The sequence below is a fragment of the Myxococcus guangdongensis genome, from assembly GCF_024198255.1.
GTDB classification, from domain to species: Bacteria; Myxococcota; Myxococcia; order Myxococcales; family Myxococcaceae; genus Myxococcus; species Myxococcus guangdongensis.
The window spans coordinates 301,726-327,008 of sequence record NZ_JAJVKW010000005.1; the positions used below are offsets into that span (position 1 = coordinate 301,726).

Sequence of the window (25,283 nt, forward strand, 5' to 3'; positions counted from 1 at the left end):
CCATTCTTGAATCCAATCAATAGGATGGATTCCTCACATGAACGCGCTCTATGAGAAGTCGCTCGACCTGAACCTCCTCCGAGTCTTCGTCGTGGTGGCGGAGGCGGGCAGTGTCACGGCGGCGGCCGCTCGGCTGTACCTCACCCAGCCGGCGGTGAGCGCGGCGCTCCGGCGGCTGACCCAGGCCGTGGGAGCCCCCCTGTTCGTGCGCAGCGGGCGGGGGCTGGCGTTGAGCGCGAGGGGGCGGCGGCTGCTCTCCACGGCGAGGCCCCATCTCGAGGCGTTGGTGGAGGCGGCGCTGGCCCCCGCGGCGTTCGACCCGCGCACGAGCGAGCGCACCGTGCGCCTGGGGCTCTCCGACGCGAGCGAGGCGTGGCTGTTGCCCCGGCTGCTGGAGGTCCTCGCGCGCGAGGCGCCGAGGATGCGGCTGGTGATGCTGCCCGCGCAGTTCCGGAACGTGGGGGCGCTCATGAGCACGTCCGCCGTGGACGTGGCGTTGACGGTGGCGGACGAGCTGCCGCCCAACATCCGCAGGCAGACGCTCTTCCACGAGGGCTTCTTCTGCCTCTACGACCCGCGTCACGCGCGGCCCGGCAAGCGCCTCACGCTGGAGCGCTACCTGGAGCACGAGCACATCATCGTCTCGTACAACGGCGACTTGCGCGGCGTGGTGGAGGACGCGCTGGGGATCCAGCGCAAGGTCCGCGTGTCGATTCCCTCGTTCCACGGGGTGGGGGACCTGGTGGAGGGGAGCGCGCTCGTGGCCACGGTGCCGGGGATGGTGGCGCGGCAGGTGGTGGCGCTGCGTCCGGCGCTGAGGATGGTGAAGCCGCCCTTCGCGGTGGAGGGCTCGCCCCTGGAGCTGTTCTGGCGCGTCACGTCCGAGGACGACGAGGCCCTGCGTTTCATCCGCGAACACGTGGCCCGGATTGCCCGGAGCCTGAGGCCCTCGACCTGAGCGGTTCTGCTATGACTTCGCGTCGCTCCCCGGAGGACCCCCGCCCGCCGACGGAGCTCCCCGCATGACGCCCTTTCGACTGGTCATCTTCGACTTCGACGGCACCCTGGCGGACTCGCTGCCATGGTTCCGCTCCATCTTGAACGACGTGGCCGACCGCTTCGGGTTCAAGCGCTTGACGCCCGAGGAGCTGGAGGCGCTCCGGGGGCTGTCCGGCCACGAAATCCTGGCGAAGGCGAAGGTGCCCATGTGGCGGCTGCCCTCCATCGTCAACCACATGCGCCGGGAGAAATTGGCGGCCGCGGCGTCGACGCCCCTGTTCCCCGGGGTGCCGGAGCTGCTCGCGGACCTGCGGGCCGCGGGCGTCACGGTGGCCGTCATCAGCTCCGACAGCGAGGCCTCCGTGCGCGCGGTGCTGGGGGAGTGCGCCAGGGCCGTGGCGCACTTCGACTGTGGCGCCGCGCTCTTCGGGAAGGCCGCGAAGTTCCGCCGCATGGTGAAGCGCGTGAAGGTCCCTGCCCGCGAGGTCATCTCCGTGGGGGATGAGATTCGAGACCTGGACGCGGCCCGGGAGGCGGGCATCCCCGCGGCGGCGGTGGCGTGGGGCTACACGCTGCCGGAGGCGCTGGCCCGACACTCGCCGGACCACCTGTTCCGCTCCATGGAGGAGCTGCGCGCCGCGCTCCTGGGCTGAAACGCACGCGCGGAGGGAAGGCCCTCGGGGCCCGCCCTCCGCACGGGGATGCAGCGGGCTAGCTGCGCTGCGCGTAGAACTCGACGATGAACGGCTCGTTCACGTCGACGGGAATCTCCTCGCGCTCGGGCAGGCGCACGTAGCGCATGCCCTCGCCGTCGCCGAGCACCTGCACGTAGGGCGGCACGTTGCGGCCCTTCATGCGCTCGAACGACTCCCGGACGATGGTCAGCTTCAGGTGCGCGGGGTGGTACTTCACCTCGCTGCCCGGCTTGACGCGGAAGCTGGGGATGTCCGTCGCGGCGCCGTTGACCTGGAAGTAGCCGTGGCGCACGAACTGGCGCGCCTGGCGGATGCTGGTGGCCAGCCCCGCGCGCAGGATGAGCGAGTCCAGGCGGCTCTCCAGCAGCTGCAGGAGCACCGTGCCCGTGTTGCCGGGGGAGCGGCGGGCCTCCATGAACGCGCGCCGGCACTGCTTCTCCAAGAGGCCGTAGTACAGCTTCAGCTTCTGCTTCTCACGCAGGCGGCGCGAGAAGTCGCTGTTGCTCACCCGCGCCGTGGCGCCGTGCTGGCCGGGCGGGTAGGGCCTGCGCAGCACCGGGTCCTTGTCCGGATCCTTCGCGGTGATTCGCGAAAGAGGAATCCCCAGTCGCCGGCACATCTTGCCCCTTGGTCCCAAGTCACGCGCCACGTCGTGTCCTCCGTGTCCGGCCCGATACTGTCAGGCACAGTTGATTTTGATAATCAGTATCAATATCAAGATCAGTACCGTGAAACCGGCCCGCGGGTCAAGGGGGTCGTGGACTCCGTGTGCGGGACGTTTCGCGGAGGATGTGGAGGGGAGGGGCCGCGGCGTGGGGCCTGACGGGTTGGGCGGAGGCGTGGCGTGGTTCAAGGCGGGGTCGAGCCGGTTTTGGTAGAGGCTCAAACGACACCATGGTTGGGTCGGCCCGGGTTTGACGCGTGCTGTCGTGCGGGGTGTCTGTCTTTGCGGATGTTTTCGAGGACAGCGGACACGTGGTCCATCGAGACACCGAGCGTTGCGATTTGCGTGGGGTTGGTCATTCTTGACGAGGGTGTGTCGGAGCGGGTTACAGCGGCCGATGTTGTGAGGGGTTGCGGGAAGGGCATAGAGTCGCGGCCCTCCCTTTCCCGGAGAGACTCACAACATGACTGCCTTCAAGAAGCTTGTCTGGGCTTGCGCCGCCGTGTCCCTGTCCGCCTGTGGTGTTCCCGAGCAGTCCTCGCCCGAGGAGACGTTGGGGGCGCGTGAGGACGCGCTGACCACCAGCTCCTTCGGAGGGTGTAGCTTCACCATCTCCTCGGCGGTGATTCCCGGGGAGCTTCCGCCGCGCTATGCCATCACCTTGACGCGCGCCGCCTCGGGCACGTGTCCCCACGCGGCGGGCAGCGTGGAGCTGGGTCGCTCCTACAACCCGCCGCACATCGCCGTGCTGGGGACGGGCGTGGGCCTGGCGACGGCGTACTCGACGAAGGGCTCTCCGAGCGGCAGCGCCAACACGCAGTGCCGCGTCAATCACATCGACGTGGCCACGCTCGGGAAGGTGCGCGACGACACCATCGTCGTGAACTTCGGCGCGGGCAACGTCCCCGTGTGCAACCTGGACAAGACGGACGCCGGCGCCACGCTGGTGGTCTACGGGACGAAGACGGGCCCGCTCCCGGGTGAGACGGGCAGCGGCAGCAACTACGTGGCCACGTACTACAACTACTTCACCAGCACGACGCCGCCCGTCTACTACGCCTACTGACGCAGGCCGTGGGCTCGCGGAGTGTCTGGCTCCGCGGGCCCGCGTGGACGAGTCGTACTCTGGGTGTGTTAGGCTGACGGGGCAGTACAACCCGAAGAGCCGTCCCTGGAGGCACGAATGCAGGCTGGAAGGTTCATCAGCGGTGCGTTGGTTGCGGTGGGATTGATGCTGGCTGGTTGTGGTGGTCCCCTGGAGGAGGACCTCGGGGAGCACGAGGCCGCGTCGCGTGAGGGCCTGGTCCCCGACTGCAGCACGACGTCGGCGGGGACTGTCTATTACCCCTCCGCGACGAGCAATCGCATCGTGGGGTTCAGGGGGTGTGGTTGTGGCTCCTGGACGAGCTGGGGCACGACCACGGCGTACTCCCGGTCCACGAATGCATGCATCCCGCCGGTCAGTCCGCCCGAAGCGTGAGGAAGTGCGTGTCCGTGTGAGTCGACGGCGGCCCGTCCCGGTGAGTCCCTGGGCGGGCCGTTGTCTGGCTGGCCGACCTGGCTCGGGATTGCGGGTGACTGGAGGTTCGAATGCAAGCGGGAGCGTTGTTTGGCGGTGCGTTGCTTGCCGTGGGGTTGATGCTGACGGGGTGTGGTGGCCCCGCGGAGGAGGAGGACGGGACGGAGGCGCTCACGTCACGTGAGGCGCTGATTCCCAATTGCACGAGCAGTCGCGAGGGCGTCATCTTCTATTCATCGGCGGCACAGACCTCCATGGTGGGGTACACCGGTTGTGGCTGTGGCCGCTGGACGAGCTGGGGCTTCACGACGGCGTACTCCGCGGTCACGAACCAGTGTGTTCCGCCATCGAGCCCCGAGAGCTGAGTGTGAATCGTCGTGTGTGTGATTCAACCCGAATCCTGGAGATGACGAATGAAGCCGAGCCTCATGTTGGGCGGTCTGCTGGTGCTGGGAATGTCCGTGGGCTGTGGTGGGCTCGAAATGGAAGTCCAGGCGCCTGAAACAGAGGCGACGACGTCGTCGGAGTTGTTCCCGGAGTGTCAGGACTACGAGGGGTCGGGGTGTCCCACGCCCTACTTCGAAGTGACTTGCTTCAACTCCAACACCGGGATGCCTGGCTTCTGCGTCTGTCAGCCCGATACGTTGGTCTTCGGCTGTCTCTGAGCCTGTGACGGCGTGTCAGCGGGCCGCGAGCAGGACGCCGTTGTCGTTGGCGTCCTGCTCCGCGTACTTCGACAAGTATCGATGCCGAGCGCTCCGCGCGCGTCGGACGGTGCGCTCCTTGGGAGACGCCCGTGCACGTGCTCTGGGTGATTCATCGAGAGTGTGATGAGTCGCCGGCTCGTTCGCAAGGTGTTCTGTCTTTCGATGCGAGGAAGGAGATGTTGCGGGATGGATGTCTTTTCGCTGCGGGTCGGGCGCATCCCCGCAGCGGGGGCGGTGCCTGCTCAGCTATCGTGCGGCCCATGAAGACCCTGACCGAGTACCTGTGGTTCGAGACGAAGCAGCGCCGGGAGCTGGTGCGCCTGACGGACACGGTGGCCTCGCTGGTGCGCAAGAGCGGCATCCAGGAGGGGATGGTGCTGGTCTCCGCCATGCACATCACGGCGGGAGTCTTCGTCAACGATGACGAGTCCGGACTGCACGAGGACATCTGGGAGTGGCTCCAGAAGCTCGCGCCATTCGGTCCGGATTATCGCCACCATGGGACAGGCGAGGACAACGGAGACGCGCACCTCAAGTCGATGCTCGTCCACCACCAGGTCATCATCCCTGTCACCGAAGGCAAACTGGACCTGGGGCCCTGGCAGCAGGTCTTCTACGCGGAGTTCGACGGACAGCGGCGCAAGCGCGTCATCGTCAAGGTGATGGGCGAGTAGGGAAGGGCCCTCGGGGCGGAGTCGATTGATGACAAACACACAGGCGAGTGTGTGCTGAATTACGTCTGTGCTGCATGGGGCCGTCATCAAGCCGGGGCAAACGCAAGGCATCAGGCATTCGATGTCGACATGGAGCTGGGCCGGCAGGCCGCGGGTTTACATTGCGCGCCCATGGATTCCGCGACGTCCAAGCCCTTTGGGCGCTATTCGTTGGTGACGAGACTGGGCAAAGGGGGGATGGCCGAGGCGTGGTGTGCGCGTCTGGTGGGCGAGGCGGGGGTGACCAAGCCCGTGCTCATCAAGAAGGTGCTGCCTGAGTACGCGCAGGACGAGCGATTCATCCAGATGTTCATCAGTGAGGCGCGAATCGCGGCTTCGCTGTCCCACGGCAACATCGCCCAGGTCTTCGAGTTCGGTCGGACGGAGGGCGAGCATTTTCTGGCGATGGAGTTGGTGGATGGGCCGCCCCTCCATCGCATCGTCAAACGAGCGCTCCAGCACGGGCTGACCGCAGTGCCGGTCGCTCAGGCGGTCTTCATCGCCATGGAGGTCTGTCGAGGTCTCCACTATGCCCATACGCGGGTGGATGGCGGAGGAGTCCCTCTGGGCATCGTGCACCGGGACATTTCCCCGGAGAACGTCCTGGTCAGCTATGAGGGACAGGTCAAGATTGTCGACTTCGGCATCGCGAAGGCGCGCGAGCTGCGAGGATTCAGTACCGAGCCCGGCGTGGTGAAGGGAAAGTATCTCTTCTTCTCGCCGGAGCAGGCGCGTGGCGAAGAGGTCGATGCCCGAACGGATGTCTGGGCGGCGGGGGTCGTGCTCTATCAGATGCTGTGCGGCAGGCTGCCCTTGCAGGGGCCGGCCTATGTCGTGATGCACCAACTCCAGGAAGGGCGCTTTCCGCCGCCGCGCGCTCTTCGTCCGGAGCTACCGGTGGAGCTCGAGGAGATCCTCCTGAAGGCTCTGGCGGTGAAGCGAGAGGCCCGCTTCGAGTCGGCGCACGCCTTCGCGGAGGCGCTCTCGGGTTTCCTCTATGGGATGACTCCGCGCTTCTCTCCGATGTCTGTGGCGTGGCTCGTCCAGACCCTGTTCACCATGGAGCTTCGTGAGGAGGGGCGTGAGCCGCGAGTGCCCACCCTGTTCCGAGAGGAACTGGCGCGTGCTGCGGAGACAGGCACGTCCGTGACGACGCACGACGTGCCCGCCGAGACGGGACAGTCCACCCGGAAGTGGGCATCCTCTCGACGCAGCTTCGGAATGGGTATTGGAGCCGGGTTCCTGTTGGCGGCTGGCATGGCCGTCGTGACCTGGAGTTCGCGTGTGCCCAAGGAAGTCGCGGCGCCGCCTGTCGATGAGGTGGTCGTCCCAAGTTCTCCACCTCCTCCCGCGGCTCCCGTCATCGATTCCGCGAGCCCCTTGGTGGATTCGGACTCGACGGACTTCTCGCTCTCGGGAGGCGCGACCTTCGGCCCGCCGCTTGGGTCATCCGTGCCATCGCCGTCGCCTGAAGCGACTCGCCCCGAGCCCTTGGCGGTCGACGAGAGGTTGCTTTCAGGGGATGTGGAACAAGCGCCACCGGTTGCGACGAAGAAGAAACCCACGACTCCGCTGGCGCACCAAAAACTCGCACGTGCGCCGAGAGTGACGACGGAGCCCATGCCCGCGTCCTCCGAATCGGCGTTCGCCGCACTCATGAAGGCGGGGCGACTGGCGGATGAGGGGAGTGACCTGACAGAAGCCATTGCCGCCTACAGAAAGGCGTTGGCCCTGCGCCCGGATTCGCTCGAGGCGAAAGCGGAATTGGGGCGCCTGCTGGTGAACAGCTTCGAGTCCCTACCAGCACTGCGCGAGGGGGCGATGCTGCTGCAGGAGGTTGTCCGTGCGAACGACCGCAATGCCCGCGCCTGGCTGTCGCTGGGAATGGCCAATTTCTCTCTGGGCCACAAGGTTGCCTCCGAGGAAGCACTCAAGAGGTATCTGGTGCTGGAGCCGACGGGCGGTGCCGCGAACGTGGCTCGAGCGATGCTCAAGGACCTGAAGCGCTGAGCGTGGACTTCGACGCGCCCGTACTCATGCGGGAAGGCCTGGCTGCGGGAGCGGTGGACCGCCAAAAGCCTTGCGCGTCCGCGACAGAGGCCGCCGACGACATGGTCAGCGTCGCCGTCAGCTCGCGTCGCCCTGCTCACCGCGCGGCAGCGGCAATCCCAGCCGCTCCAGCTCCGCGCGCAGCTCCGGGGGCAGGGGACTGGTGACATGCAGGGGCTTCTTCGTCACCGGATGCGACAGCCCCAGCGCCCGCGCGTGCAGGAAGAAGCGACCCAGCTCCGGCGCCTCGCGCCCGCCGTACAGCGTGTCCCCGACGATGGGCGCGCCGATGCCCGCCAGATGCGCGCGCACCTGATGCAACACGCCGGTGAGGATTCGCACCTCCACCACGCTGTGCTCCCCCACACGCGACAGCACCCGGAAGCGCGACACCGCCTCGCGCGCGTCCTCCGCTCCGTGTGGCGCCGGCTCCACCCGGTCCGGATGGCGCGGGTGGTGGCGCAGCGGCAGCTCGATGTCGCCCTCGTCCACCAGCGGCCCCGTCACCAACGCCAGATAGCGCTTGTCCACCGCGCGCTCACCGAACGCCTCGCGCACCGTGTTCCAGGCCGCGCGCGTGCGCGCCGCCACCACCACGCCCGACGTCTCCACGTCCAGCCGATGGCACAGCCCACCCTCGCGCGGGTCCACCGACGCCTGCGCGCACTCGGGGTAGCGCGCCACGAGCGCGTTGGCCACCGTGCCCGTCTCCCCCGACTGCAGCGGATGCGAGGGCCGGCCCGCGGGCTTGTCCACGAACACCAGCTCCGCGTCCTCGTGCAACACCGTGAGCGGGAAGTCCTGGTCCGGCACCGCCTCGCGTGTCTCCTCCTCGAGGACGACGGCCACCGACTGGCCCTCCACCAACGTCAGGCCCTTCTTCGCCGCGCGGCCATTCACCTTCACCGCGCCGGACTCGAAGAGCCGCTTGAGGCGGGCGCGCGACAGGCTCAGCGCCTCGCCCACGAACAGGTCCACTCGCTGGCCCGCCTTGTCGGCGGCCACCGTGAAGGTGTGAAGCTGGGAGGAGCTCACTCGGAAAGTGCCTCGTAGACTTCCTCGGCCGTCTGGAACCGGTCGTCCGGCTCCTTGCGGATGAGGCGGTGGGCCACCCGCGCGAACTGCGGGTCCCCATGAAGGTTCAACGCCAATACGGGCGGAGGCTCCGTCTCCAACACCTGCCGCCACAACTCGTGCGGCGTCTTCGCGTCGAAGGGGGGCCGCCCGCTCAGCAGCTCATAGAGGATGACGCCCAGGCTGTACAGGTCCGAGCGTCCATCCAGCGGCTCTCCCAGAATCTGCTCCGGCGCCATGTAGCGGTACGTGCCCACCATCTTGCCGGCTTCCGTGATCGCCACGTCGTCCGCGAGGAACTTCGCCAGGCCGAAGTCCATCAGCCGCACCTGCCGGTCCTCGTCCACCATCACGTTGGAGGGCTTCAGGTCGCGGTGCACCAGCCCGTGCCCATGGATGTAGGCCAGCGCCTCGCACAGCTGGAGCATGGTGTCCTTCAGCCGCCCCATGCGCTCGGGCCGGTTGAGGTCCTCCTCGCGGGGCGCCCGGCTGTCGTCCGCGGGCTTGCGGGGCGCGGGTGCGGGAACATCGAACCCCTCCAGCGAGTCGTCCGAGTCCAGCGCGTCCTGGTTGTCCTCCGCGCCATAGCTGCGCAAATCCTCGCTCGGGGGCTCCTCGTTGAAGGCGTCCATGCTGAACAGGCCCTCGTGCCCCGAGCGCGAGTCCCCCGGCATGTCCAGGTCCGAGTCGCTGCCCACTCCGAAGTCGTCGTCCGCCGTGCGCCGCACCGACAAGAGGCTCCGGGGCGCGCTGGAGCTGCTGGGCGACAGGAGGTCGTCCCCGCGGATGTCCAGGTAGTGGCGCAGCGTGAGCCCCTCGATGAGCTCCATGGCCAGGTAGGGCCAGCCCTGGTGGACCCCCGCCTCGAAGACCTTCACCACGTTGGGGTGGGACAGGTCCGCCAGCGTCTCGAATTCGCGCGCGAGCCGTCGTGCCGCGCGCTCGTCCAGCGTCGGGCCGGCCGAGAGCAGCTTCAGGGCGACTTCGTCGTTGCTGCGGCGGTCCAGGGCCCGGTACACGGTGCCAGCCCCGCCGCTGCCGAGCGTCTCCAGGACGCGGTAGGGACCGATGAGCTTCGGGGGCATGCGTGGCGTGGATCCTACGGAGCCGGTCGCGCCAGGGCAAACTCGTTGACGCTTGGTTGCAGGGTCCAGGGCAGAACACTCGCGGAGGGATTTCACTTTTCCAGGAAAACCTGGGAGAACCTTCAGCCCAATGCAAGTCGGGAAGTATCAACTCGTCCGGAAGCTTGCCTCGGGGGGCATGGCGGAGGTCTTCCTCGCGAAGGCCGCTGGCCCCATGGGGTTCGAGAAGACGCTCGTCCTGAAGCGCATCCTGCCGCATCTGGCGGAGGACCCGGCGTTCGTGGAGATGTTCCTGGGCGAGGCGCGGCTGGCCGCGCAGCTCGAGCACCCGAACATCGTGCAGATCTTCGACTTCGGCGAGGCGGACGGCAGCTACTTCCTGGCGATGGAGTTCATCGACGGGCCCACGCTGCGGCGGTTGGTGAAGCGCGCGCTGGAGCAGCCGTTGCCGCCGGTGGTCTGCGCGAAGCTGGTGGCGCAGGCGGCGGAGGGCCTGGCGTTCGCGCACGAGTTCAGTGACGCGGTGACGGGCGAGCCCCTGGGGCTCATCCACCGCGACGTGAGCCCGGACAACATCCTGGTGTCGCGGCAGGGCGCGGTGAAGGTGGTGGACTTCGGCGTGGCGAAGGTGGCGGGGCAGGGGCACCGCACGCAGACGGGCGTGGTGAAGGGGAAGGTGGCGTACATGCCGCCGGAGCAGCTGCGCGCCAGTCCCCTGGACCGCCGCGTGGATGTGTATGCGCTGGGGGTGGTGCTGTACGAGCTGCTCACGGGCAAGCGCCCGTTCGAGGCCACCACCGAGGCCAGCACGATGCAGGCCATCCTGTTCGAGCCCTTCGTGCCGGTGGAGGCGCGCAGGCCCGATGTGCCCGAGCCGCTGCGGAGGATTCTCGAGCTGGCGTTGATGAAGGACCGCGACGCGCGCTACCCGGACTGCCGCGCGCTCGAGGCGGACCTGGAGCGCTATCTTCGCTCGTCGAGCGAGCCGGTGGGGGCGTACCAGCTCTCGCAGTTCGTGGCGAAGGTGATGGCGGAGGCGGGGGGCACGCCCGCGGCGGGAGTGGTGGCGCCGGTGGGCATGACGCCCCCGAAGCCCGCGAGCGCTCCCCGCTCGATGTCCGCCCCCGTGGAGGAGCGGCCGGTGAAGACCACGCCGCTGCCGGTGACGGTGGATTCGACGTCACCGACGACGCCCATGCCGCTGTCGGTGCGTGGGGTGATGGGGGGCGAGGTGCCGCAGGTCCGGCCTGTCTCGGCGGAGGCGCGTGAGAAGGAAGGGGCTCGCAAGCGGGTGAGCGCGCGGCATGCGCTGCCGGCGCAGGCGGGGGTGGCGGGGCAGGTTCGTGGAGCGGATGACGGGTGGAAGGCCGCGTCGCTCGCGGGTGCCGCGGAGGTGGCCCAGGGGGCCGAGGTCGAGCGGGATGCGAATGACCGCGTGCGGACGGACGCGGGGGCCTCGGATGAGGACCACATCTCCACGGGCGTGCAGGTCTCCGCGCCGATGGGACAGGGGCGTGGGTGGTTGCTCGGAGTCATGGCGGCGGCCGTGGTGCTCGTGGTTGGTGGCGGCCTGGTGCTGGCCACGCGCGAGGAGTCTCCGAAGTTCGTGAACCCGCCGCCGCTGCCTGTCACGGCGAAGCGCGAGCCGGTGCGCGAGGGCGTGGCCCCGGTCGCGAAGTCACCCGAGGTCGCTGCCCCGGTGGAGACTCCGCCGTCGGCGGCGCAGGCTCCGGTCGCACAGCCCTCTGTCGCGCCCGTGGAAAACCCGGTGGAGGTCGTGAAGGGGAGTGGGGCGGAGGCGAAGCCTTCGGGGGTGGAGCAGGCGGGAGGGGCGAGCGCCGCGCGGGCTCCCGTTGTGCCCGTGCCGGCGGCACAGGACGCGTCGGCGCGTCAGGGGGCCGCGAGCCCCACGGCGCAGAAGCCCTCGCAGATTCCCGTGTTCGAAGCGAAGCCGGAGGCGAAGCCCTCTGCCCGTGCGAAGCCCCCGGCGCGCGTGGGCAAGGGGACGCTGGAGTTCCGCATCCGGCCCTATGCCGTCGTCACGTTGAATGACCAGGAATTGGGACCGACGCCGTTCGCTCCCAAGGAAGTCCCGGCGGGAAAGCACCGCATCAAGCTGCACAACCCCGACCTCCACAAGACACAGCAGGTCACCGTGGAGGTGGGGGCAGGGGAGACCAAGGTCATCAAGTACAACTTCGAGGCGGAGTAGGCTCACCCCGCTTCAAGGCCCTGGCGTGGCCTCGACCCGATTCTATTCGATGCCGTGCGGCGGGTCGACGCGCCAGATGCGAGGCCGAGTGGCCATCGGATGTCTGGGATGGACAGCAGCGTCCTGTGCGCCACGCTGCCTCTCTTCACCCGGTTATCGTCCGTGCGGGCGAAGCTTCTTGACATGTTTGTGATGGGTAGACGCATCGGAGGAGGCCTGTCGTCGGGTACTCTTTGGCCCGCCTCGCGCCGCGAAGATGCCTCGGGACGCGAAGCGCTCTTCCTCTCCTGGAGGCCCCATGAGACGTCTCGTCATCCTGTGCGCGGCGCTGTCTGTCGTGGCGTGTGCTCGCTCGGCGGGAAGTGTGTCCACGGCGACGCCGGAAGGGGCTGCCGCCGCGGCGCGGAAGGAGGCGTCGGAGGCGGGCTTCCTCTCCTGGCAAGGAGAGCATGCGTCCGCGCTGCCTCTGTTCCGACGCGCCTGGGAGCGAGGGAGCCGCGACCGGTTCAGGGCGTATGACGCGGCCTGCTCGGCGGCAGTGCTGCAGGAGGACACGGAGGCCCTGCTGTGGCTGGGGCGCGCGGCGGACCTGGGGTTCGATGAGGTCAGCCGGTTCCGCGAAGACCCTCGATTGGCGCGCGTTCGGAGGCTGCCGGGCTATGCCGTCATCGAACAGCGCGTCGCCGAGGCCGAGGCGAAGGCCCTGCGGGCGACGGACCCCGTATTGCGCGACGAGTTGCTCGCTCGCGCGATGGAGAACGCCAAGGTTCGTCAGGTCGTCTTCGAGTCCAGGCTCCGGGGCGAGACCGCGAGGAAGAAGCTGGCGGAGGTCGACGTGCGCAACACCGCCTGGCTCGCGGAGGTTGTCGCTCGCACGGGTTGGCCGGATGCTGCGCTGGTGGGGCCGCGCGCCTCGAACGCGGCGTGGGTGCTGGCGTCGAGCTCGGACCACGATGTCGCGTTCCAGGCGCGGGTGATCACGTTGATGGAGCAGGCCGTGGCACGAGGGCAGCAGGACTCGGCGTCGAGGCTCGCGAGCCTGACGGACAGTGTCCTGTTGAATCAGGGCAAGCCGCAGCGGTATGGCACCAAACTGACCGTGGTGGATGGCGTCGTGGTGCCAAAGGCTCTCGAGGATTCCGCCGGCGTGGATGCGCGCCGCGCCGGAGTGGGCCTGCCGCCGCTGGCCGAGTCCATCGCCTCCCACACGGAGCTGTTGAAGTCGATGTCTCTCCTCGAGTGAGGTCGGGAGGCCCTGCGGAAACGGAGGTGGTGTTCGCGTGTGGTGCATGGGGGCCTCCCGTGAGGGCACACGCGAGGACCCTGCGACAGAGATCGTTGAAGAGCCCCCGGACTCGATGATTGCTCATGTCCACGAGAGGCTCACATGACTCCCAGACGTCAACCCTCGCCGTGATGGGTTTCCAGGACCGCCTTCGCCAGGGCAATGAACCGCAATCGGAGTGCCTGCGGTTCGATGACCTCGAAGCCCCGACCTACCGTACAGAGTTGGTCCATTGCGATGGACTCGCGCTCGAAGTCGACGGTGACTGTCTTTGGGCCGTGTGCAGGATTGCCTGTGTCGAATCGGGCCCCGTCCGTGGGCGGGCGCATCCGCCGCAGCGCGGCCTCGGCCTCCGGCGTCAATCGCAGTGTCACCTCGTACTGGGCCCGCTTCTGCGCGAAGCGCGCGCACCACTCCTTCCAGAACGCGGGCAGGTCGAACCGTGCGGGGCGCTCGAAGGTCTCCGCCCGCACCTTCACGCCGTCGATGCGCGAGCCCCGGTACACGCGCGTGCCAGCCTCCGTCCCCGCGACCAGGTACCAACGGTCCGCTTTCAGCACGAGCGCGTAGGGCTCCACCTGCCTCCGCCCGCGCTTGCCATCGAAGTCCCGGTACATCAGGGACACCCGCCGGTTCTCCCACGCCGCCTCCCGCAGCGCTTCCAGGTAGGGCACTGACTCGCGCTCCGCGAACCAACCCGATGCGTCCACGTGCAGCCGCTGCCGCGCGTACTCCAGCGCCGGTTGCTGCAACGCGGGCAGCGCCGCCGCCAGCTTCACCAGCCCACTGCGCAGGGGCGCGCTCAGCCCGAGGTCCCCCAATCCCCCCGGCGTCGCGCTCATCGCCGCCAGCGCGTGCAGCTCCGCGCGCGTCAGGCCCGTCAGCTGCGTCTTCCATCCCTCGAGCAGCGCCACGCCGCCCTCCGAGCCTCGCGTCGCGTACACCGGCACGCCTGAAGCAGACAGGGCGTCGAGGTCTCGATGGATGGTCCGCGCGGAGACCTGGAGCTCACGCGCCAGCTCGCCCGCGGTCCGCTTCGGGCGGCTCTGCAACAACATCATCAGGCTGACGAGTCGGTCGGCGCGCATCTCGAAGACCTCCGCCGTGAACGGTACGGAACCAACATGACAGAGGTTGTCATATTGCCCCCCGTACGGTGGCCCCCATCGCCGACCGCCCCGGTCGGTCGTGAGGAGACACCCCATGAAGAAGCCACTCGAAGGCCGCATCGCCCTGGTCGCCGGCGCCACCCGAGGCGCGGGGCGCGGAATCGCCACCCGACTCGGGGAAGCCGGCGCGACCGTCTACTGCACCGGCCGCAGCGTCCGGGGCCGTCCCGCCTCGGGAGACTCCCGCCCGGAGACCCTCGAGGAGACCGCCGAGCAGGTCTCCTCACTCGGCGGCCACGGCATCCCCGTGCGCTGCGACCACACCGTGGAGGAGGAGGTCGTCTCGCTGTGCGAGTGCATCCAGAAGGAGCAGGGGCGCCTGGACATCCTGGTCAACGACATCTGGGGCTGCGACAGGCTCACCCACTTCGGCCAGCCCTTCTGGAAGCAGTCCATCCCGGACGCGCGCACCATGCTGGAGCGCGCCGTGCTTACGCACGTCATCACCAGTCGCCACGCCGTCCCCCTCATGCTCCCTCGCGACACGGGGCTCGTCGTCGAAATCACCGACGGGGACCACTTCGCCTACCGGGGCCACGTCCTCTACGACGTGCTGAAGATGGCCGTCATCCGGCTCGCCTTCGCCATGTCCCGCGACTTGCGCCGCACGGGCATCACCGCGCTCGCCGTGACGCCGGGCTTCCTGCGCTCCGAGGAGATGCTCGAGCACTTCGGCGTCACCGAATCCAACTGGCGCGATGGCACGAAGGTGGACCCGGACTTCATCGCCTCGGAGAGCCCCGCCTACGTGGGCCGCGCCGTCGCCGCGCTCGCCGCCGACCCGAACGTCGCGTCCAAGGCCGGCCGCGTCCACAGCTCCTGGGCCCTGGCCCGCGAGTACGGCTTCACCGATGTGGACGGCTCCCAGCCGCACTGGGTGGATCACTTCACTCGCACCCACGGGCTGCCTTACCCCGTGGCCGACGAGGCCCGGTACGCCACCTGGGGTCAAAGCCCCATCGAGGCCCTCCGCCCCAACTGGCCCGAACCCTGAGCCCAAACCCAAGCTCGCGCACCTGTGCCCACATGTGCGCGAGGCCCGAGGCCGCTCACCCAGGCCGGGCGACCGACCAGGGGCCAGGGGTGACGGTTGGGCCACGCTGGCGTGGACGCGGCGCGGTGTCGCCGGTAGGGTGCGCGGCTCGAATGGAACGCCCCCTAGTGGTTTCCGCCCTCGAAAATCAGGTCAAGGCCCGGCCCATGCCGCGCCACGTGGGCATCATCATGGATGGCAACGGTCGGTGGGCGGAGTCGCGGGGTCTGGACCGACTGGAGGGGCACCGCGAGGGTAGCGCCAGTGTGCGTGAGGTGACCCGCACCGCCCGCCGCCTGGGCATCCAGGCCCTGACCCTCTACGCCTTCTCCTCGCAGAACTGGGCCCGTCCCGCCGAGGAGGTCGCCGGGTTGATGGACCTCCTGCGCGACTACCTGGAGCGCGAGCGCGCCGAGATCCTCGACAACGGCATCCGACTCAACGCGGTGGGGGACGTGGACCGCCTCCCCCGGTTCGTGAAGGACCCGCTCGAGCGGCTCATCGCCGACTCCCGCCACAACACCGGGATGGTGCTGTCGCTGGCCTTGTCCTACGGCGGCCGGGAGGAGATCCTCCGCGCCGCGCAGCGCATGGCCCAGGCCATCACCCGGGGGGAGCTGGCGGCGGACCGCGTCGAGGAGGCCGACTTCGAGTCCTTCCTCTGGACCAACGGCCTGCCGCCCCTGGACCTGATGGTGCGGACCAGCGGCGAGCTGCGCGTGTCCAACTTCCTGCTCTGGCAGATGGCGTACGCGGAGCTGTGCTTCACGGACGCGCTCTGGCCGGACTTCCGCACCGATGAGTTCCTGCGCTGCGTGTCGCAGTACCAGCAGCGTGAGCGGCGCTTCGGGTTGACGACGGCGCAGGTGAAGCGGGAAGACCCCCCTCAGCGGGCCAAGGCGTGAACGACAAGAACAAGAACCTCGTCATCCGCATCGTGACGGCGCTGACGCTCCTGCCGTTGGTGCTGGTGCTGCTCTTCCTGGGGGGCGTGTGGAGCGCGGGCCTGCTCGGCCTCGCCGCCGCCGCGTGCGTGGGCGAGTACTACCTCATCGTGCAGAAGCGGCTGAACGCGGCCGCGTGGGTGGGCATGGCCTTCGCGGCGGTGCTGCCCTTCCTGCCGTTGAGGGACGCGGCGCGCACGGGTGAGACGGCCTTCTGGCTCACCATCGTCTTCGCGTTCTTCGCGTGGATCTTCCACCTGTTCAAGGGCCCGCTCGCCGAGGCCCCCACGCGCACGGCCCACCTGGTCAACGGCTTCCTGTACGGCGCCGTGGGCCTCACCGCGCTGTCCGCGCTGCGCCTCTTGCCGGACCACGGCCTGGCGTGGGTCATCTGCGCGCTGACGATTACGTGGGCCAACGACACCGCCGCCTACTTCTTCGGCCGCTTCATGGGGCGCCACAAGCTCTACCCCGAGGTGAGCCCGAACAAGACGTGGGAGGGCTTCTTCGGCGGCATGCTCGGCTCGGTGGGCGGCATGTTCATCGCCCGGGGCTTCTTCTTCCCCGTCTTCACCGTGTGGGACTGCATCATCCTGGGCATCGCTGGCGGCCTGCTGGGCCCGGTGGGCGACTTGTGCGAGTCCATGCTCAAGCGGGCGTACGGCGTGAAGGACTCGGGGTTCCTCATCCCGGGGCACGGCGGTGTGTTGGACCGCATCGACGCCTTGCTCTTCAACGCACCCCTGGTGTTCGTCTACGTGCAGTTCGTGCGAGTGCTCCTGCCGTAGAAGCGTGAGATTTCGCTCGGCTGGCTGGCTGGCGACCCCCGATGTGCGTTGTCCGTCCGGGGGTACACGATTACTCTTGCCGCCATGCCCTCACTTCAGAACCTGGGGTTCTTCATCCTGCTGCTCGGCGTGCTCGTGACAGTGCACGAGCTCGGCCATTTCCTCGTGGCGAAGGCCTGCGGGGTGAAGGTCCTCAAGTTCTCCATCGGCTTCGGGCCGAAGCTCATCGGCTTCATCAAGGGTGAGACCGAGTATCAGATCGCCATCCTGCCGCTGGGCGGCTACGTGAAGATGGCGGGGGACCTGCCCCACGAGGAGCTCAGCCCGGACGAGGCGAAGCGGGGCTTCCTGGCGCAGCCGCCCTGGAAGCGCGGGCTCATCGTCCTGGCGGGGCCGGCCTTCAACCTCATCTTCCCGGTGCTGGTCTATTTCTTCGTCTTCCTGGGCCCGCACCAGGCCACGTCCACCCTGGTGGGCTTCGTGGAGCCGGGCAGCCCGGCGGAGCTGTCCGGCATGCGCCCCGGAGACCGCGTCCTGTCGGTGGAGGGCGAGTCGGTTCGCACCTTCGACGACATGCGGGAGACCTTCGTGGGGCGCTTCGAGCGGCCCATCCCCATCGTCGTGGACCGTGGTGGCCAGTCGGTGACGCTGACGGTGACGCCGAAGAAGAGCACGGAGACGTCGCCCATCGACACGGTGGAGCGGGGCCTCATCGGCGTGGCGCCGGTGTCCAAGCCGCCCTTGGTGGGCGTGCGAGCGGGCTCTGCTGCGGAGGCCGCGGGGCTGCGCACCTTCGACCGGGTGCTGAGCGTCAATGGCGTGCACGTGCCGGACGAGGCGCGGCTGTACCAGGAGCTGGGCCGGCACCCGGAGGGTGAGCCGCTGAAGCTCGTCGTGCGGCGCATGTCCACCGTGGCGGCGGGCGTGGTGACGGGCCAGGTGCCCAACGTGGTGGAGGTGACGGTGCCCCGGCAGCCGGGCGTGGGCCTGGCCGCGGTGGGCGCGGAGCCCGCGGACACGTATGTCGCGACGGTGGCCTCCGGCAGCGTGGCGCAGAAGGCGGGCCTTGCGCCCGGAGACCTCGTCGTCGCGTTCAACGGCAAGCCCGTGCAGTCGCTGCGGATGATGGAGAACGAGCTCACCGAGCTCAAGGACCAGCCCTTCACGCTGACGTGGCGTGACGCGAAGGGCGCCGAGCACACCGAGAAGCTGACGCAGGCGCCGCTCAAGAGCGAGGACGCGATGGGGCAGGAGACCTCGCGGCTGGCGCTGGGCGCGCGCGGCTGGGCGCTGATGGACGCGGACGCGCCGAAGGTGGACGAGGTGACGGTGCACCTGGGGCCCGCCGCCGCGTTCAAGCAGGCGGCCGTCGTGGTACCCAAGATCGTCGGGCAGATGGTGAAGGTTCTCGCGGGGCTCTTCACGCGCGACGTGCCGCTGTCCTCGGTGGGCGGCCCCATCATGATGTACCAGCTGGCGGCGAAGAGCGCCGAGCAGGGGCTCGACTCGTTCCTGCACCTGATGGCCATCATCTCCATCAACCTGGGCGTGATGAACCTGCTGCCCATCCCCGTGCTGGATGGCTTCGCGCTCCTGTCCGCGGCGTGGGAGGGCATCCGCCGCCGTCCCATCCCCACGCGGGTCCGCGAGGCCGCCAACATGGTGGGCCTGGCGCTGCTCTTCCTGCTCATGCTGCTGGTCTTCACCAACGACATCACCCGCTAGAGGCCCCATGCGCGCGAGCACCGTCTTCCTCCTGCTGGCGCTGGGTTTCTCCACGGGGTGCGCCTCGCGCGCGGCGAAGCCGGACTCGCGCGACGAGGAGACCCGGACCCGCTCTGGTTCGACTCCCGGCGTGACGCGGCGTGAGCAGATGCCGCGCTCGTACCTGGGCGAGGGGCTGGCGTCGTTCTACGGCCCCGGGCTGCATGGCCGGCCCACCGCGAGTGGGGAGCGCTTCAACCAGAACGCGCTCACGGCCGCGCACAGGAAGGCGCGCTTCGGCTCCTGCATGAAGGTGGTCAACATGGAGAACGGCCGCTCCGTGCAGGTGCGCATCAATGACCGGGGCCCCTATGTCGATGGCCGCGTCATCGACGTGTCCAAGGCCGCCGCGTCCAAGCTGGGGATGCTGGACAAGGGCGTGGTGCGGGTGCGGCTGTATCGCTGCCCCGATGACACCGTGTCGGAGATTCCCCAAGCAATGTGGGCCGCGCCGGTGTAGGGAGCGCCCATGTTCCTCGCGCTGGACACCTCCACGCTGACGATGTCGCTCGCCCTGGTGGAGCGCGGGCCGGACGGCGTGCGCGTCGTGGAGCACGAGGTGGTGCGCCCGCCCATCAAGCAGAGCGAGGCGCTCCCCGGCGTCGTGGGCGAGCTGCTCGCGCGGCACGACGTGAAGCTCGCGGCGCTGGAGGGGCTGGTGGTGGGCCTGGGGCCCGGCTCCTTCACGGGCCTGCGCATCGGCCTGGCCACGGTGAAGTCGCTGGCGTACGCGGCGAGCCTCAAGGTGGCGGGCGCGTCGTCGCTGGCGGCGGTGGCGATGGAGGGGCCCGAGCACGTGCCGCTCTACGTGCTGGCCGTGGCGCGCAAGGATGACCTGTACCTGGGCGCCTACGTGCGGCGCGGCGGGACGGTGGAGGCGCTGGAGCCGGAGACGGCCATGTCGCCGCAGGAGGTGGCCTCGCGCATGGCCGCCGAGCCCCGCGCGGTGGCGTTGGGGCCCGCGCTGGTGGACTACCGCGCGGCGCTCGAGTCCCACGGCGTGGCGCCCCAGCGGCTCTTGTCGGGGCACGACTTCCCGTCGGCGGTGGAGCTGGTGCGGCTGTCCCGCATGCCGGAGACCTTCTCGCTGGACGCGCTCTTCTCCATGGAGCCGCACTACGTGCGCGCCTCCGAGCCGGAGCGCAATCCGAAGTTCCCTCCGCTGCCAGGGCCCGTGCCCACGGCGCGGCTGAAGGACGACTGAGGCACTCGTCCGGGACGCGCCTTGCGCCCGGGTGAGGCCCGCACGCACGAGGACGCGTCATGAAGGACGACTTGAAGATTGCCGTGGTGGGTGCCACCGGCGTGGTGGGCCGTGAGGTGCTGGCCGCGTTGTACGCGCGTGACGTGCCCGCCGAGCAGGTGCGCGCCTTCGGCTCCGAGCGTTCGAAGGGGCTGGAGGTGGAGTACGGCGAGGACTCCATCGAGGTGGAGCGCGCCGCGCCGGACGTCTTCCGGGGCGTGGGGCTGGTGCTGCTGGCGACGCCCGCGGAGGTGTCGCGCTCGCTGGCGCCCGCGGCGCAGGCCTCTGGCGCGTGGGTGGTGGACATCAGCTCCGCCTTCCGGAGCGACGGCAACGTGCCCCTGGTGCTGCCGGGCTTCAACACGGAGGCGCTGGCGCAGGTGACGAAGGGGCGGGTGGTGTGCCTGCCGGGCGCCGTGACGACGGCGGCGGTGCACGTGGTGGAGCCCTTGCGTCGGGCCTTCGGCGTGGTGCGCGCGCAGGTGACGGCGATGATGGGCGTGTCCGGCGCGGGCGTGCGCGGCGTGGCGGAGCTGGAGAAGCAGACCGCGGACCTGTTGTCCGGGCGCGAGCCGGAGCCGCATGCCTTCCCCCACCGCGTGGGTTTCAACCTGGTGCCGCAGGTGGGCAACTTCATGGTGAACTCGCCTTGGACGGAGGAGGAGGCGGGCTGGACGCTGGAGGCCGCGCGCCTGTTCGCGTCCCGGGGCGAGGCGCCCGTGTTGGCCGGCACCGCGGTGCAGGTGCCCACCTTCTACGGCCACGGCGTGTCGCTCCACGTGCAGCTCAAGAAGGCGGGCCCGGTGGAGCAGGTGCGCGCCGCGCTCAAGACGTCCCCGGCCTTGAAGGTGCTGGACGCCCCGGGCGAGCGCATCTACCCCATGCCCATGCTCGTCACGTCGGACCCCACGGTGCACGTGGGCCGGGTGCGCGCCTTCCCCCAGGCCCCCGAGTGGGTGACGCTCTTCGCCGCCGTGGACAACGCCACCCGGGGCGCCGCCCTCAACCTGGTGGAGGCCGGCCTGAAGCTCGTCGAGCGTCCCGTCTGACAAATTGGCACGGCCCCGGGGGCCGTCCTGCCTGTTTGGCGCGCCCGGGCGGCTCGAAACGTCCGAAAAAGGGCCTGTCGGAAGGCATTGAGTGTGGCCCCCCGCTTGCTAGCGTCCGGCTACCCATGCGCCTCACACTCGCCTTGCTTTTGCTCTCCGCGTCGACCGCCCTGGGGCAGACCGTGACCTTCTCGGTCTCGGGCAGCCAGGGCAACGAAATCGTCGTCTCCAAGGCCGACTGCGCCAAGATCACCCAGGTCACCTGGCAACGCCAGGCCACCAATCTGTGCGACACGCTCTACATCTGGCTGTCGCCGGACACGTGCTCGGACATTCCCAGCACCACCGAGGTGACGCTGGCGGAAATCGAGCGGTCCTCGTCGCTGACGACGGGCACGGTGAGCCTGAACGTCAGCGAGGCGCTCACCAAGGCGGGCCAGACGTGCGAGGCCCAGACGGAGAACAAGACCTTCAAGCTGTGCGCGTCCGTGCGGCCCTTCAACAGCACCGGGACGACGTGCGAGGCGACCGCGACGAGCGTGGGCACGCCCGCCATCAGCCTGACCTTGGACCCCAAGCCGCCCGCGGCGCCCATCCTGCCGACGGTGACGGGCCTGGACACGGCGCTGAGCGTGGACGTGACGGCGCCGAGCGACTCGTCGCAGATGAAGGTGGAAGTGGTGTCGCTGGTGGCGGGGACGGACGGCGGCAGCGCCACCGCGGGTGACGTGGTGCGCTCGAAGGAGCAGACGTCGTCGAACACGCTGTTCCGCATGGACAACCTGGAGAACGGCGTGGAGTACGGCGTGCGGGTGTTCGCGCTGGACAAGGCGGGCAACCAGAGCGAGGCGTCGCCGCTGGCGACGGGGACTCCCATCGCGAGCAACGGCTTCTGGGCGGCATACCGGGGCGCGCAGGGCGCGGAGACGGGCGGGTGTGGGGCGGGAGGTGGCGGACTTGCCGTGGGCGCCGTGGTGGCGGCCCTGGGCTTCTGGACGGTGTCGAGGAGGAAGCAGTCATGAGTCGGGCATGGGGCCTGGGTGTGGCCGTGGCGTTCGCCGCGCTGCCCGCGTGGGCGCAGGACGCAGGCGTGGTGTCTCCGGATCTGGTCGAGTCCCCCCGCACCGGCGGCATCATCTTCCGCCTGGGGGGCTACAAGCCGCTCATCGATGAGGAGAAGGGCCTGGGCGGTACGCCCTACAAGGACACCTTCGGTGACTCGTCGCTCCTGCTGGTGGAGCTGGAGTTCCAGCGCTACTTCTACCAGGGCATCGGCACCGCGGGCGTCGGCGTGTCGGCGGGCTACGGTGAGAAGTACGCGGCGGCGAAGCTGGCGGACGGCGGTGGAGAGGCGGCGGAGCGCACGGCGCTCAAGATCGTGCCGCTCGCGTTCAACCTCTTCTACAAGTTCGACTACGCGGCCTTCGAGTGGGGCATCCCGCTGGTGCCGTACGGCAAGCTGGGCCTCATCTACTCGCCGTGGTGGGTGACGAAGGGCAGCGACACCGAGGTCGCTGGCGGCGTCACCGGCAAGGGCGGCAAGTGGGGCTGGGGCGCGACGGCCGGCCTGTCGTTCCTGCTGGACGTGCTGCAGCCGCGCTTCGCTCGCGACTTCGACTCGGGGCTGGGGGTGAACCACAGCTACCTGTTCGCCGAGTACACCTACTCGGATGTGGACGATTTCGGAGGGAAGGGTCTGAACTTGTCCAGCCGGCGCTGGATGTTCGGACTCGCGCTGGACTATTAGCGGCTCATGCCGCACTCCCCGCGCTCCGTCCGCCCGTCCGTCACGCTGTTCCTCCTGTTGACCGCCGTGGGCCTGATGGGCCCCGGCTGTCGGCGCGCGGTGCGCACGGACCTGGGCGAGGACCGCACGGTGGAGGCGGGCGTGCCCGTGACGCTGGGCTCCGAGGAGGAGGGCGCGGTGGCCCTCTCCTGGGAGGTCGGTGACGGCACTCCCGCGAAGCAGGGCGCCCGTCTTTCGCACGCCTTCGCCCGTCCCGGCGCGTACACCGTGCGCGCGCTGCACGAGGGCCAGGAGGTGGGGCGCGTGCGGCTCACCGTGGTGCCGCGTCCGCTCCTGCGCGCGGTGCCGGCCCAGGCGCAGACGGTGCTGTGGATGCCCCGGCTCCAGGGCAACGTGGAGCCGCTGGTGGACTTCCACGAGCGACTGGTGGGCCACGAGGACGCGGAGGAGGCGCTGCGCGAGGCGCCCCTGGTGTCGCTCGTGTTGCAGAGCCTGACGCAGGGCTCGAGCGTCGTGGACCCGGAGGAGGGGTTCGGCCTGTTCATCCTGCCGGAGTTCGACGGCGTGGTGGCGGTGCTGGGCATCACGGAGCCCGACGCGGCGATGTCCGCGGTGGCGAGCGAGCTGGAGAGCTCGGGCCACCAGGTGATGCCCACCGACGACGGCGCGATGCGCGTGGTGCCGCAGGATGGCAGCGAGCCGATGCTGCTGTTCGTCGACCGGGGCTACCTGTACCTGGCCATCCCGGACGGGCCGGAGGAGGAGGACGACGAGGAGTCCGAGGAGGGCGTGCCGCTGGAGGTGCTCGCGGTGGAGCCGTCGCGGCCGGCCGTCGCGGACGTGCAATTGGTGCGTCGGGCGGTGACGGGGCTGACGGGGCCCGGGATGTCCGAGGTGGCGCTGCTCAACGAGCTGCGTCCCAAGGTGGGCGAGGGGAACGTCTACCTGTACACGGGCGCGCCCAGGCTCGACGAGGGCGAGGAGGAGGGGCCGGTGCGGGGCTTCTTCGCGTCGATGACGGTGCGCCCCGAGCATGTGTCGCTGGATGGATTCCTGTCGTCGACGCGGCCGCTGCTGCAGGGGGCGAGTGCGCCTCCGTCCGCGCTGATGGCGGAGAGCGGGTTGGGGCCGGTGGCCGCCGCGCAGCTGTCCGTGCCTCCCGAGGAGCTGGCGAAGCTGGCGTTCGGTGCGCCGGGCTCGCCGCGTCGTGAGCGGATGGTGGAGCGGTGGCGCGCGCGCGGGCTGGACGCGGAGGCGCTGTTGAAGGCGCTGCGTGGCGACGTGGCGATGCTGGTGTACTTCGATGCGCCGGGCTTCTTGCGGCGCTTCGCGCAGAACCAGCGGCCCGAGCCTCGGGGCACCGTCCTCATCGACGCGGGCCTCACGTCCGTGGAGCCGGTGCTGCGGCTGCTCGATGAGCGCGCGCAGGGCTCGTCGCTGCGCTTCGCGGTGGAGAAGATTCCTGGAGGCCGGCTCTACAAGACGCTCCTGTGGGGGCAGCCGGTGCAGCTGCGCATCGGTCCCGAGCGCGCCACGTTGATTGCGGGCGAGCCGCTGGAGGGACGTCCTCGCGGCGATGTCGGCAAGTCGCTGCGCGAGCGCTTCGGTGGCGAGGCGTTCAGCCCGGGGCACATGTCGGTGATGGCGGACCTGGGGCGGCTGCGCGCGGAGCTCGATGCGCAGGAGTCGCTGCCGGGGGTGCCCGCGGAGCGACTGGCGTCCGCGCAGGCGCTCATCAAGGCGGTGTTGGAGGGCTTCACGCCGCTGGACTCGGGCTTCCTGGACTTCTCGCTCGCCGAGGGCGGCGCGCGGCTGAAGGGGAGTCTGCGATTGAGGGAGAACGCCCGCACGGGCCAGGAGTGGAAGTGAGCCTGGGCGGCGCCGTCACGGTGCTGTACTTCGCCGCCGCGCGGGAGCGCGCGGGGACGGCTCGGGAGCGCGTGGAGGTGCCCGAGGGCGCGACGGTGGAGCAGTTGCTCCGGTTGCTCGCGGCGGCGCATCCGGGGCTTGCTCCGCTGTTGCCGCACCTGCGCGTGGCGGTGGACCAGGCGTTCGTGGGCGCCGAGGCGCCGGTGCGTGCGGGTGCCGAGGTGGCGTTGATTCCTCCCGTGGCGGGGGGCTCTCCGGGGTTGTTCCGGGTGGTGGAGCGGCCGCTGCGGTTGGAGGAGGTGGTGGAGGCGGTGGGCGGCGAGGCTTACGGCGGGCTCGTCACCTTCAGCGGCTCGGTGCGCGACGCGACGAAGGGGCGGCGTGTGCTGCGGTTGGAGTACGAGGCCTATGCGCCGATGGCCGAGAAGAAGCTGGCGGAGATTGGCGCGGAGGCCGCGACGTCGTGGCCGGGCGTGCGGCTGGCCATCGTGCACCGCGTGGGGGTGTTGGTGCCGGGGGAGCTGGCGGTGGTCATCGCCGCCGCGGCGCCGCATCGCAAGGAGGCGTTCCGGGGCTGTGAGCACGCCATCGAGCGGCTCAAGCAGGACGTGCCCATCTGGAAGAAGGAGTTCTTCGAGGATGGAGAGGTGTGGGTCGGCCTGGGGCCGTGAGGCC

At 69.5% G+C, this 25,283-nt stretch carries 25 protein-coding genes; 21 read left to right on the forward strand and 4 right to left on the reverse strand.

Annotated features, from left to right (window positions below):
* The first annotated feature begins 37 nt into the window (after positions 1 to 37).
* Together LXT21_RS17800 and LXT21_RS17805 are read left to right on the forward strand one after the other, a co-directional pair.
* A complete protein-coding gene (locus tag LXT21_RS17800) occupies positions 38 to 958 on the forward strand; it encodes a LysR family transcriptional regulator (protein WP_254039337.1) in 921 nt (306 codons plus the stop codon).
* Between the two features lie 64 nt (positions 959 to 1,022).
* Positions 1,023 to 1,652, forward strand: coding sequence for an HAD hydrolase-like protein (locus LXT21_RS17805; protein ID WP_254039338.1), 630 nt, complete (start codon positions 1,023 to 1,025; stop codon positions 1,650 to 1,652).
* A 58-nt stretch (positions 1,653 to 1,710) separates the two neighbouring features.
* On the opposite strand, the gene rpsD is transcribed toward LXT21_RS17805, so the two are convergent.
* Complete coding sequence (rpsD, locus tag LXT21_RS17810; RefSeq protein ID WP_254039339.1) at positions 1,711 to 2,343, reverse strand: 30S ribosomal protein S4; 633 nt, start codon at positions 2,341 to 2,343, stop codon at positions 1,711 to 1,713.
* 478 nt (positions 2,344 to 2,821) lie between these two features.
* Here rpsD and LXT21_RS17815 point away from each other — a divergent pair, with 478 nt between their 5' ends.
* The 6 genes from LXT21_RS17815 to LXT21_RS17840 all read left to right on the forward strand — a co-directional run bounded on the left by LXT21_RS17815 (position 2,822) and on the right by LXT21_RS17840 (position 7,307).
* Entirely contained in the window at positions 2,822 to 3,424 is a 603-nt protein-coding gene (locus LXT21_RS17815; protein ID WP_254039340.1) for a hypothetical protein, read from the forward strand.
* Positions 3,425 to 3,541: 117 nt separating this feature from the next.
* Entirely contained in the window at positions 3,542 to 3,838 is a 297-nt protein-coding gene (locus LXT21_RS17820; protein ID WP_254039341.1) for a hypothetical protein, read from the forward strand.
* A gap of 110 nt (positions 3,839 to 3,948) precedes the next feature.
* Positions 3,949 to 4,242 carry a hypothetical protein gene (locus LXT21_RS17825; protein WP_254039342.1) on the forward strand — a complete coding sequence of 98 codons (294 nt, stop codon included), beginning with the start codon at positions 3,949 to 3,951 and terminating at the stop codon, positions 4,240 to 4,242.
* A gap of 48 nt (positions 4,243 to 4,290) precedes the next feature.
* Positions 4,291 to 4,542, forward strand: coding sequence for a hypothetical protein (locus LXT21_RS17830; protein ID WP_254039343.1), 252 nt, complete (start codon positions 4,291 to 4,293; stop codon positions 4,540 to 4,542).
* A 302-nt stretch (positions 4,543 to 4,844) separates the two neighbouring features.
* Positions 4,845 to 5,258, forward strand: a complete 414-nt coding sequence (locus LXT21_RS17835; RefSeq protein ID WP_254039344.1) for a secondary thiamine-phosphate synthase enzyme YjbQ — start codon at positions 4,845 to 4,847, stop codon at positions 5,256 to 5,258.
* A gap of 51 nt (positions 5,259 to 5,309) precedes the next feature.
* A complete protein-coding gene (locus LXT21_RS17840) occupies positions 5,310 to 7,307 on the forward strand; it encodes a protein kinase domain-containing protein (RefSeq protein WP_323394620.1) in 1,998 nt (665 codons plus the stop codon).
* A 117-nt stretch (positions 7,308 to 7,424) separates the two neighbouring features.
* Here LXT21_RS17840 and LXT21_RS17845 read toward each other — a convergent pair whose 3' ends face one another.
* Both LXT21_RS17845 and LXT21_RS17850 read right to left on the reverse strand, forming a co-directional pair.
* On the reverse strand, positions 7,425 to 8,381 hold the full coding sequence (locus LXT21_RS17845; RefSeq protein ID WP_254039345.1) for an RluA family pseudouridine synthase: 957 nt from the start codon (positions 8,379 to 8,381) through the stop codon (positions 7,425 to 7,427).
* A complete protein-coding gene (locus tag LXT21_RS17850) occupies positions 8,378 to 9,505 on the reverse strand; it encodes a serine/threonine-protein kinase (RefSeq protein ID WP_254039346.1) in 1,128 nt (375 codons plus the stop codon). The genes LXT21_RS17845 and LXT21_RS17850 overlap by 4 nt, the downstream gene beginning before the upstream one ends.
* A gap of 130 nt (positions 9,506 to 9,635) precedes the next feature.
* On the opposite strand from LXT21_RS17850, the gene LXT21_RS17855 reads away from it, so the two are divergent.
* The gene (locus LXT21_RS17855; protein WP_254039347.1) at positions 9,636 to 11,717 is read left to right on the forward strand and encodes a serine/threonine protein kinase; all 2,082 of its coding nucleotides are present in this window, start codon (positions 9,636 to 9,638) and stop codon (positions 11,715 to 11,717) included.
* 298 nt (positions 11,718 to 12,015) lie between these two features.
* On the forward strand, positions 12,016 to 12,960 hold the full coding sequence (locus LXT21_RS17860; protein ID WP_254039348.1) for a DUF6624 domain-containing protein: 945 nt from the start codon (positions 12,016 to 12,018) through the stop codon (positions 12,958 to 12,960).
* 158 nt (positions 12,961 to 13,118) lie between these two features.
* Here the strand turns inward: LXT21_RS17860 and LXT21_RS17865 are convergent, their stop codons facing one another.
* Entirely contained in the window at positions 13,119 to 14,090 is a 972-nt protein-coding gene (locus LXT21_RS17865; protein WP_254039349.1) for a helix-turn-helix transcriptional regulator, read from the reverse strand.
* A 115-nt stretch (positions 14,091 to 14,205) separates the two neighbouring features.
* Here LXT21_RS17865 and LXT21_RS17870 point away from each other — a divergent pair, with 115 nt between their 5' ends.
* The 11 genes from LXT21_RS17870 (at position 14,206) to moaD (ending at position 25,279) form a co-directional block, all read left to right on the forward strand.
* Positions 14,206 to 15,165 (forward strand): SDR family oxidoreductase, encoded by a 960-nt coding sequence (locus tag LXT21_RS17870; protein ID WP_254039350.1) that lies wholly within the window; start codon positions 14,206 to 14,208, stop codon positions 15,163 to 15,165.
* 152 nt (positions 15,166 to 15,317) lie between these two features.
* Positions 15,318 to 16,109: an isoprenyl transferase gene (locus LXT21_RS17875; protein ID WP_223746684.1), complete on the forward strand. Its 792-nt coding sequence runs from the start codon at positions 15,318 to 15,320 to the stop codon at positions 16,107 to 16,109.
* Positions 16,106 to 16,936 carry a phosphatidate cytidylyltransferase gene (locus LXT21_RS17880; RefSeq protein ID WP_254039351.1) on the forward strand — a complete coding sequence of 277 codons (831 nt, stop codon included), beginning with the start codon at positions 16,106 to 16,108 and terminating at the stop codon, positions 16,934 to 16,936. Before LXT21_RS17875 ends, LXT21_RS17880 begins: the two co-directional genes overlap by 4 nt.
* A gap of 84 nt (positions 16,937 to 17,020) precedes the next feature.
* The gene (gene rseP / locus LXT21_RS17885) at positions 17,021 to 18,661 is read left to right on the forward strand and encodes an RIP metalloprotease RseP (RefSeq protein WP_254039352.1); all 1,641 of its coding nucleotides are present in this window, start codon (positions 17,021 to 17,023) and stop codon (positions 18,659 to 18,661) included.
* Positions 18,662 to 18,668: 7 nt separating this feature from the next.
* A complete protein-coding gene (locus tag LXT21_RS17890; RefSeq protein ID WP_254039353.1) occupies positions 18,669 to 19,160 on the forward strand; it encodes a septal ring lytic transglycosylase RlpA family protein in 492 nt (163 codons plus the stop codon).
* 9 nt (positions 19,161 to 19,169) lie between these two features.
* A complete protein-coding gene (gene tsaB, locus LXT21_RS17895; RefSeq protein ID WP_254039354.1) occupies positions 19,170 to 19,904 on the forward strand; it encodes a tRNA (adenosine(37)-N6)-threonylcarbamoyltransferase complex dimerization subunit type 1 TsaB in 735 nt (244 codons plus the stop codon).
* A gap of 59 nt (positions 19,905 to 19,963) precedes the next feature.
* Positions 19,964 to 20,992: an aspartate-semialdehyde dehydrogenase gene (locus LXT21_RS17900; protein ID WP_254039355.1), complete on the forward strand. Its 1,029-nt coding sequence runs from the start codon at positions 19,964 to 19,966 to the stop codon at positions 20,990 to 20,992.
* 125 nt (positions 20,993 to 21,117) lie between these two features.
* The gene (locus LXT21_RS17905) at positions 21,118 to 22,014 is read left to right on the forward strand and encodes an MXAN_2561 family MXYO-CTERM-anchored protein (protein WP_256571723.1); all 897 of its coding nucleotides are present in this window, start codon (positions 21,118 to 21,120) and stop codon (positions 22,012 to 22,014) included.
* A complete protein-coding gene (locus LXT21_RS17910) occupies positions 22,011 to 22,739 on the forward strand; it encodes an MXAN_2562 family outer membrane beta-barrel protein (protein ID WP_254039357.1) in 729 nt (242 codons plus the stop codon). The genes LXT21_RS17905 and LXT21_RS17910 overlap by 4 nt, the downstream gene beginning before the upstream one ends.
* Before the next feature lie 6 nt (positions 22,740 to 22,745).
* The gene (locus tag LXT21_RS17915; protein ID WP_254039358.1) at positions 22,746 to 24,608 is read left to right on the forward strand and encodes a PKD domain-containing protein; all 1,863 of its coding nucleotides are present in this window, start codon (positions 22,746 to 22,748) and stop codon (positions 24,606 to 24,608) included.
* Positions 24,605 to 25,279, forward strand: a complete 675-nt coding sequence (moaD, locus tag LXT21_RS17920; protein ID WP_254039359.1) for a molybdopterin converting factor subunit 1 — start codon at positions 24,605 to 24,607, stop codon at positions 25,277 to 25,279. Before LXT21_RS17915 ends, moaD begins: the two co-directional genes overlap by 4 nt.
* The last annotated feature ends 4 nt before the right edge of the window (positions 25,280 to 25,283 follow it).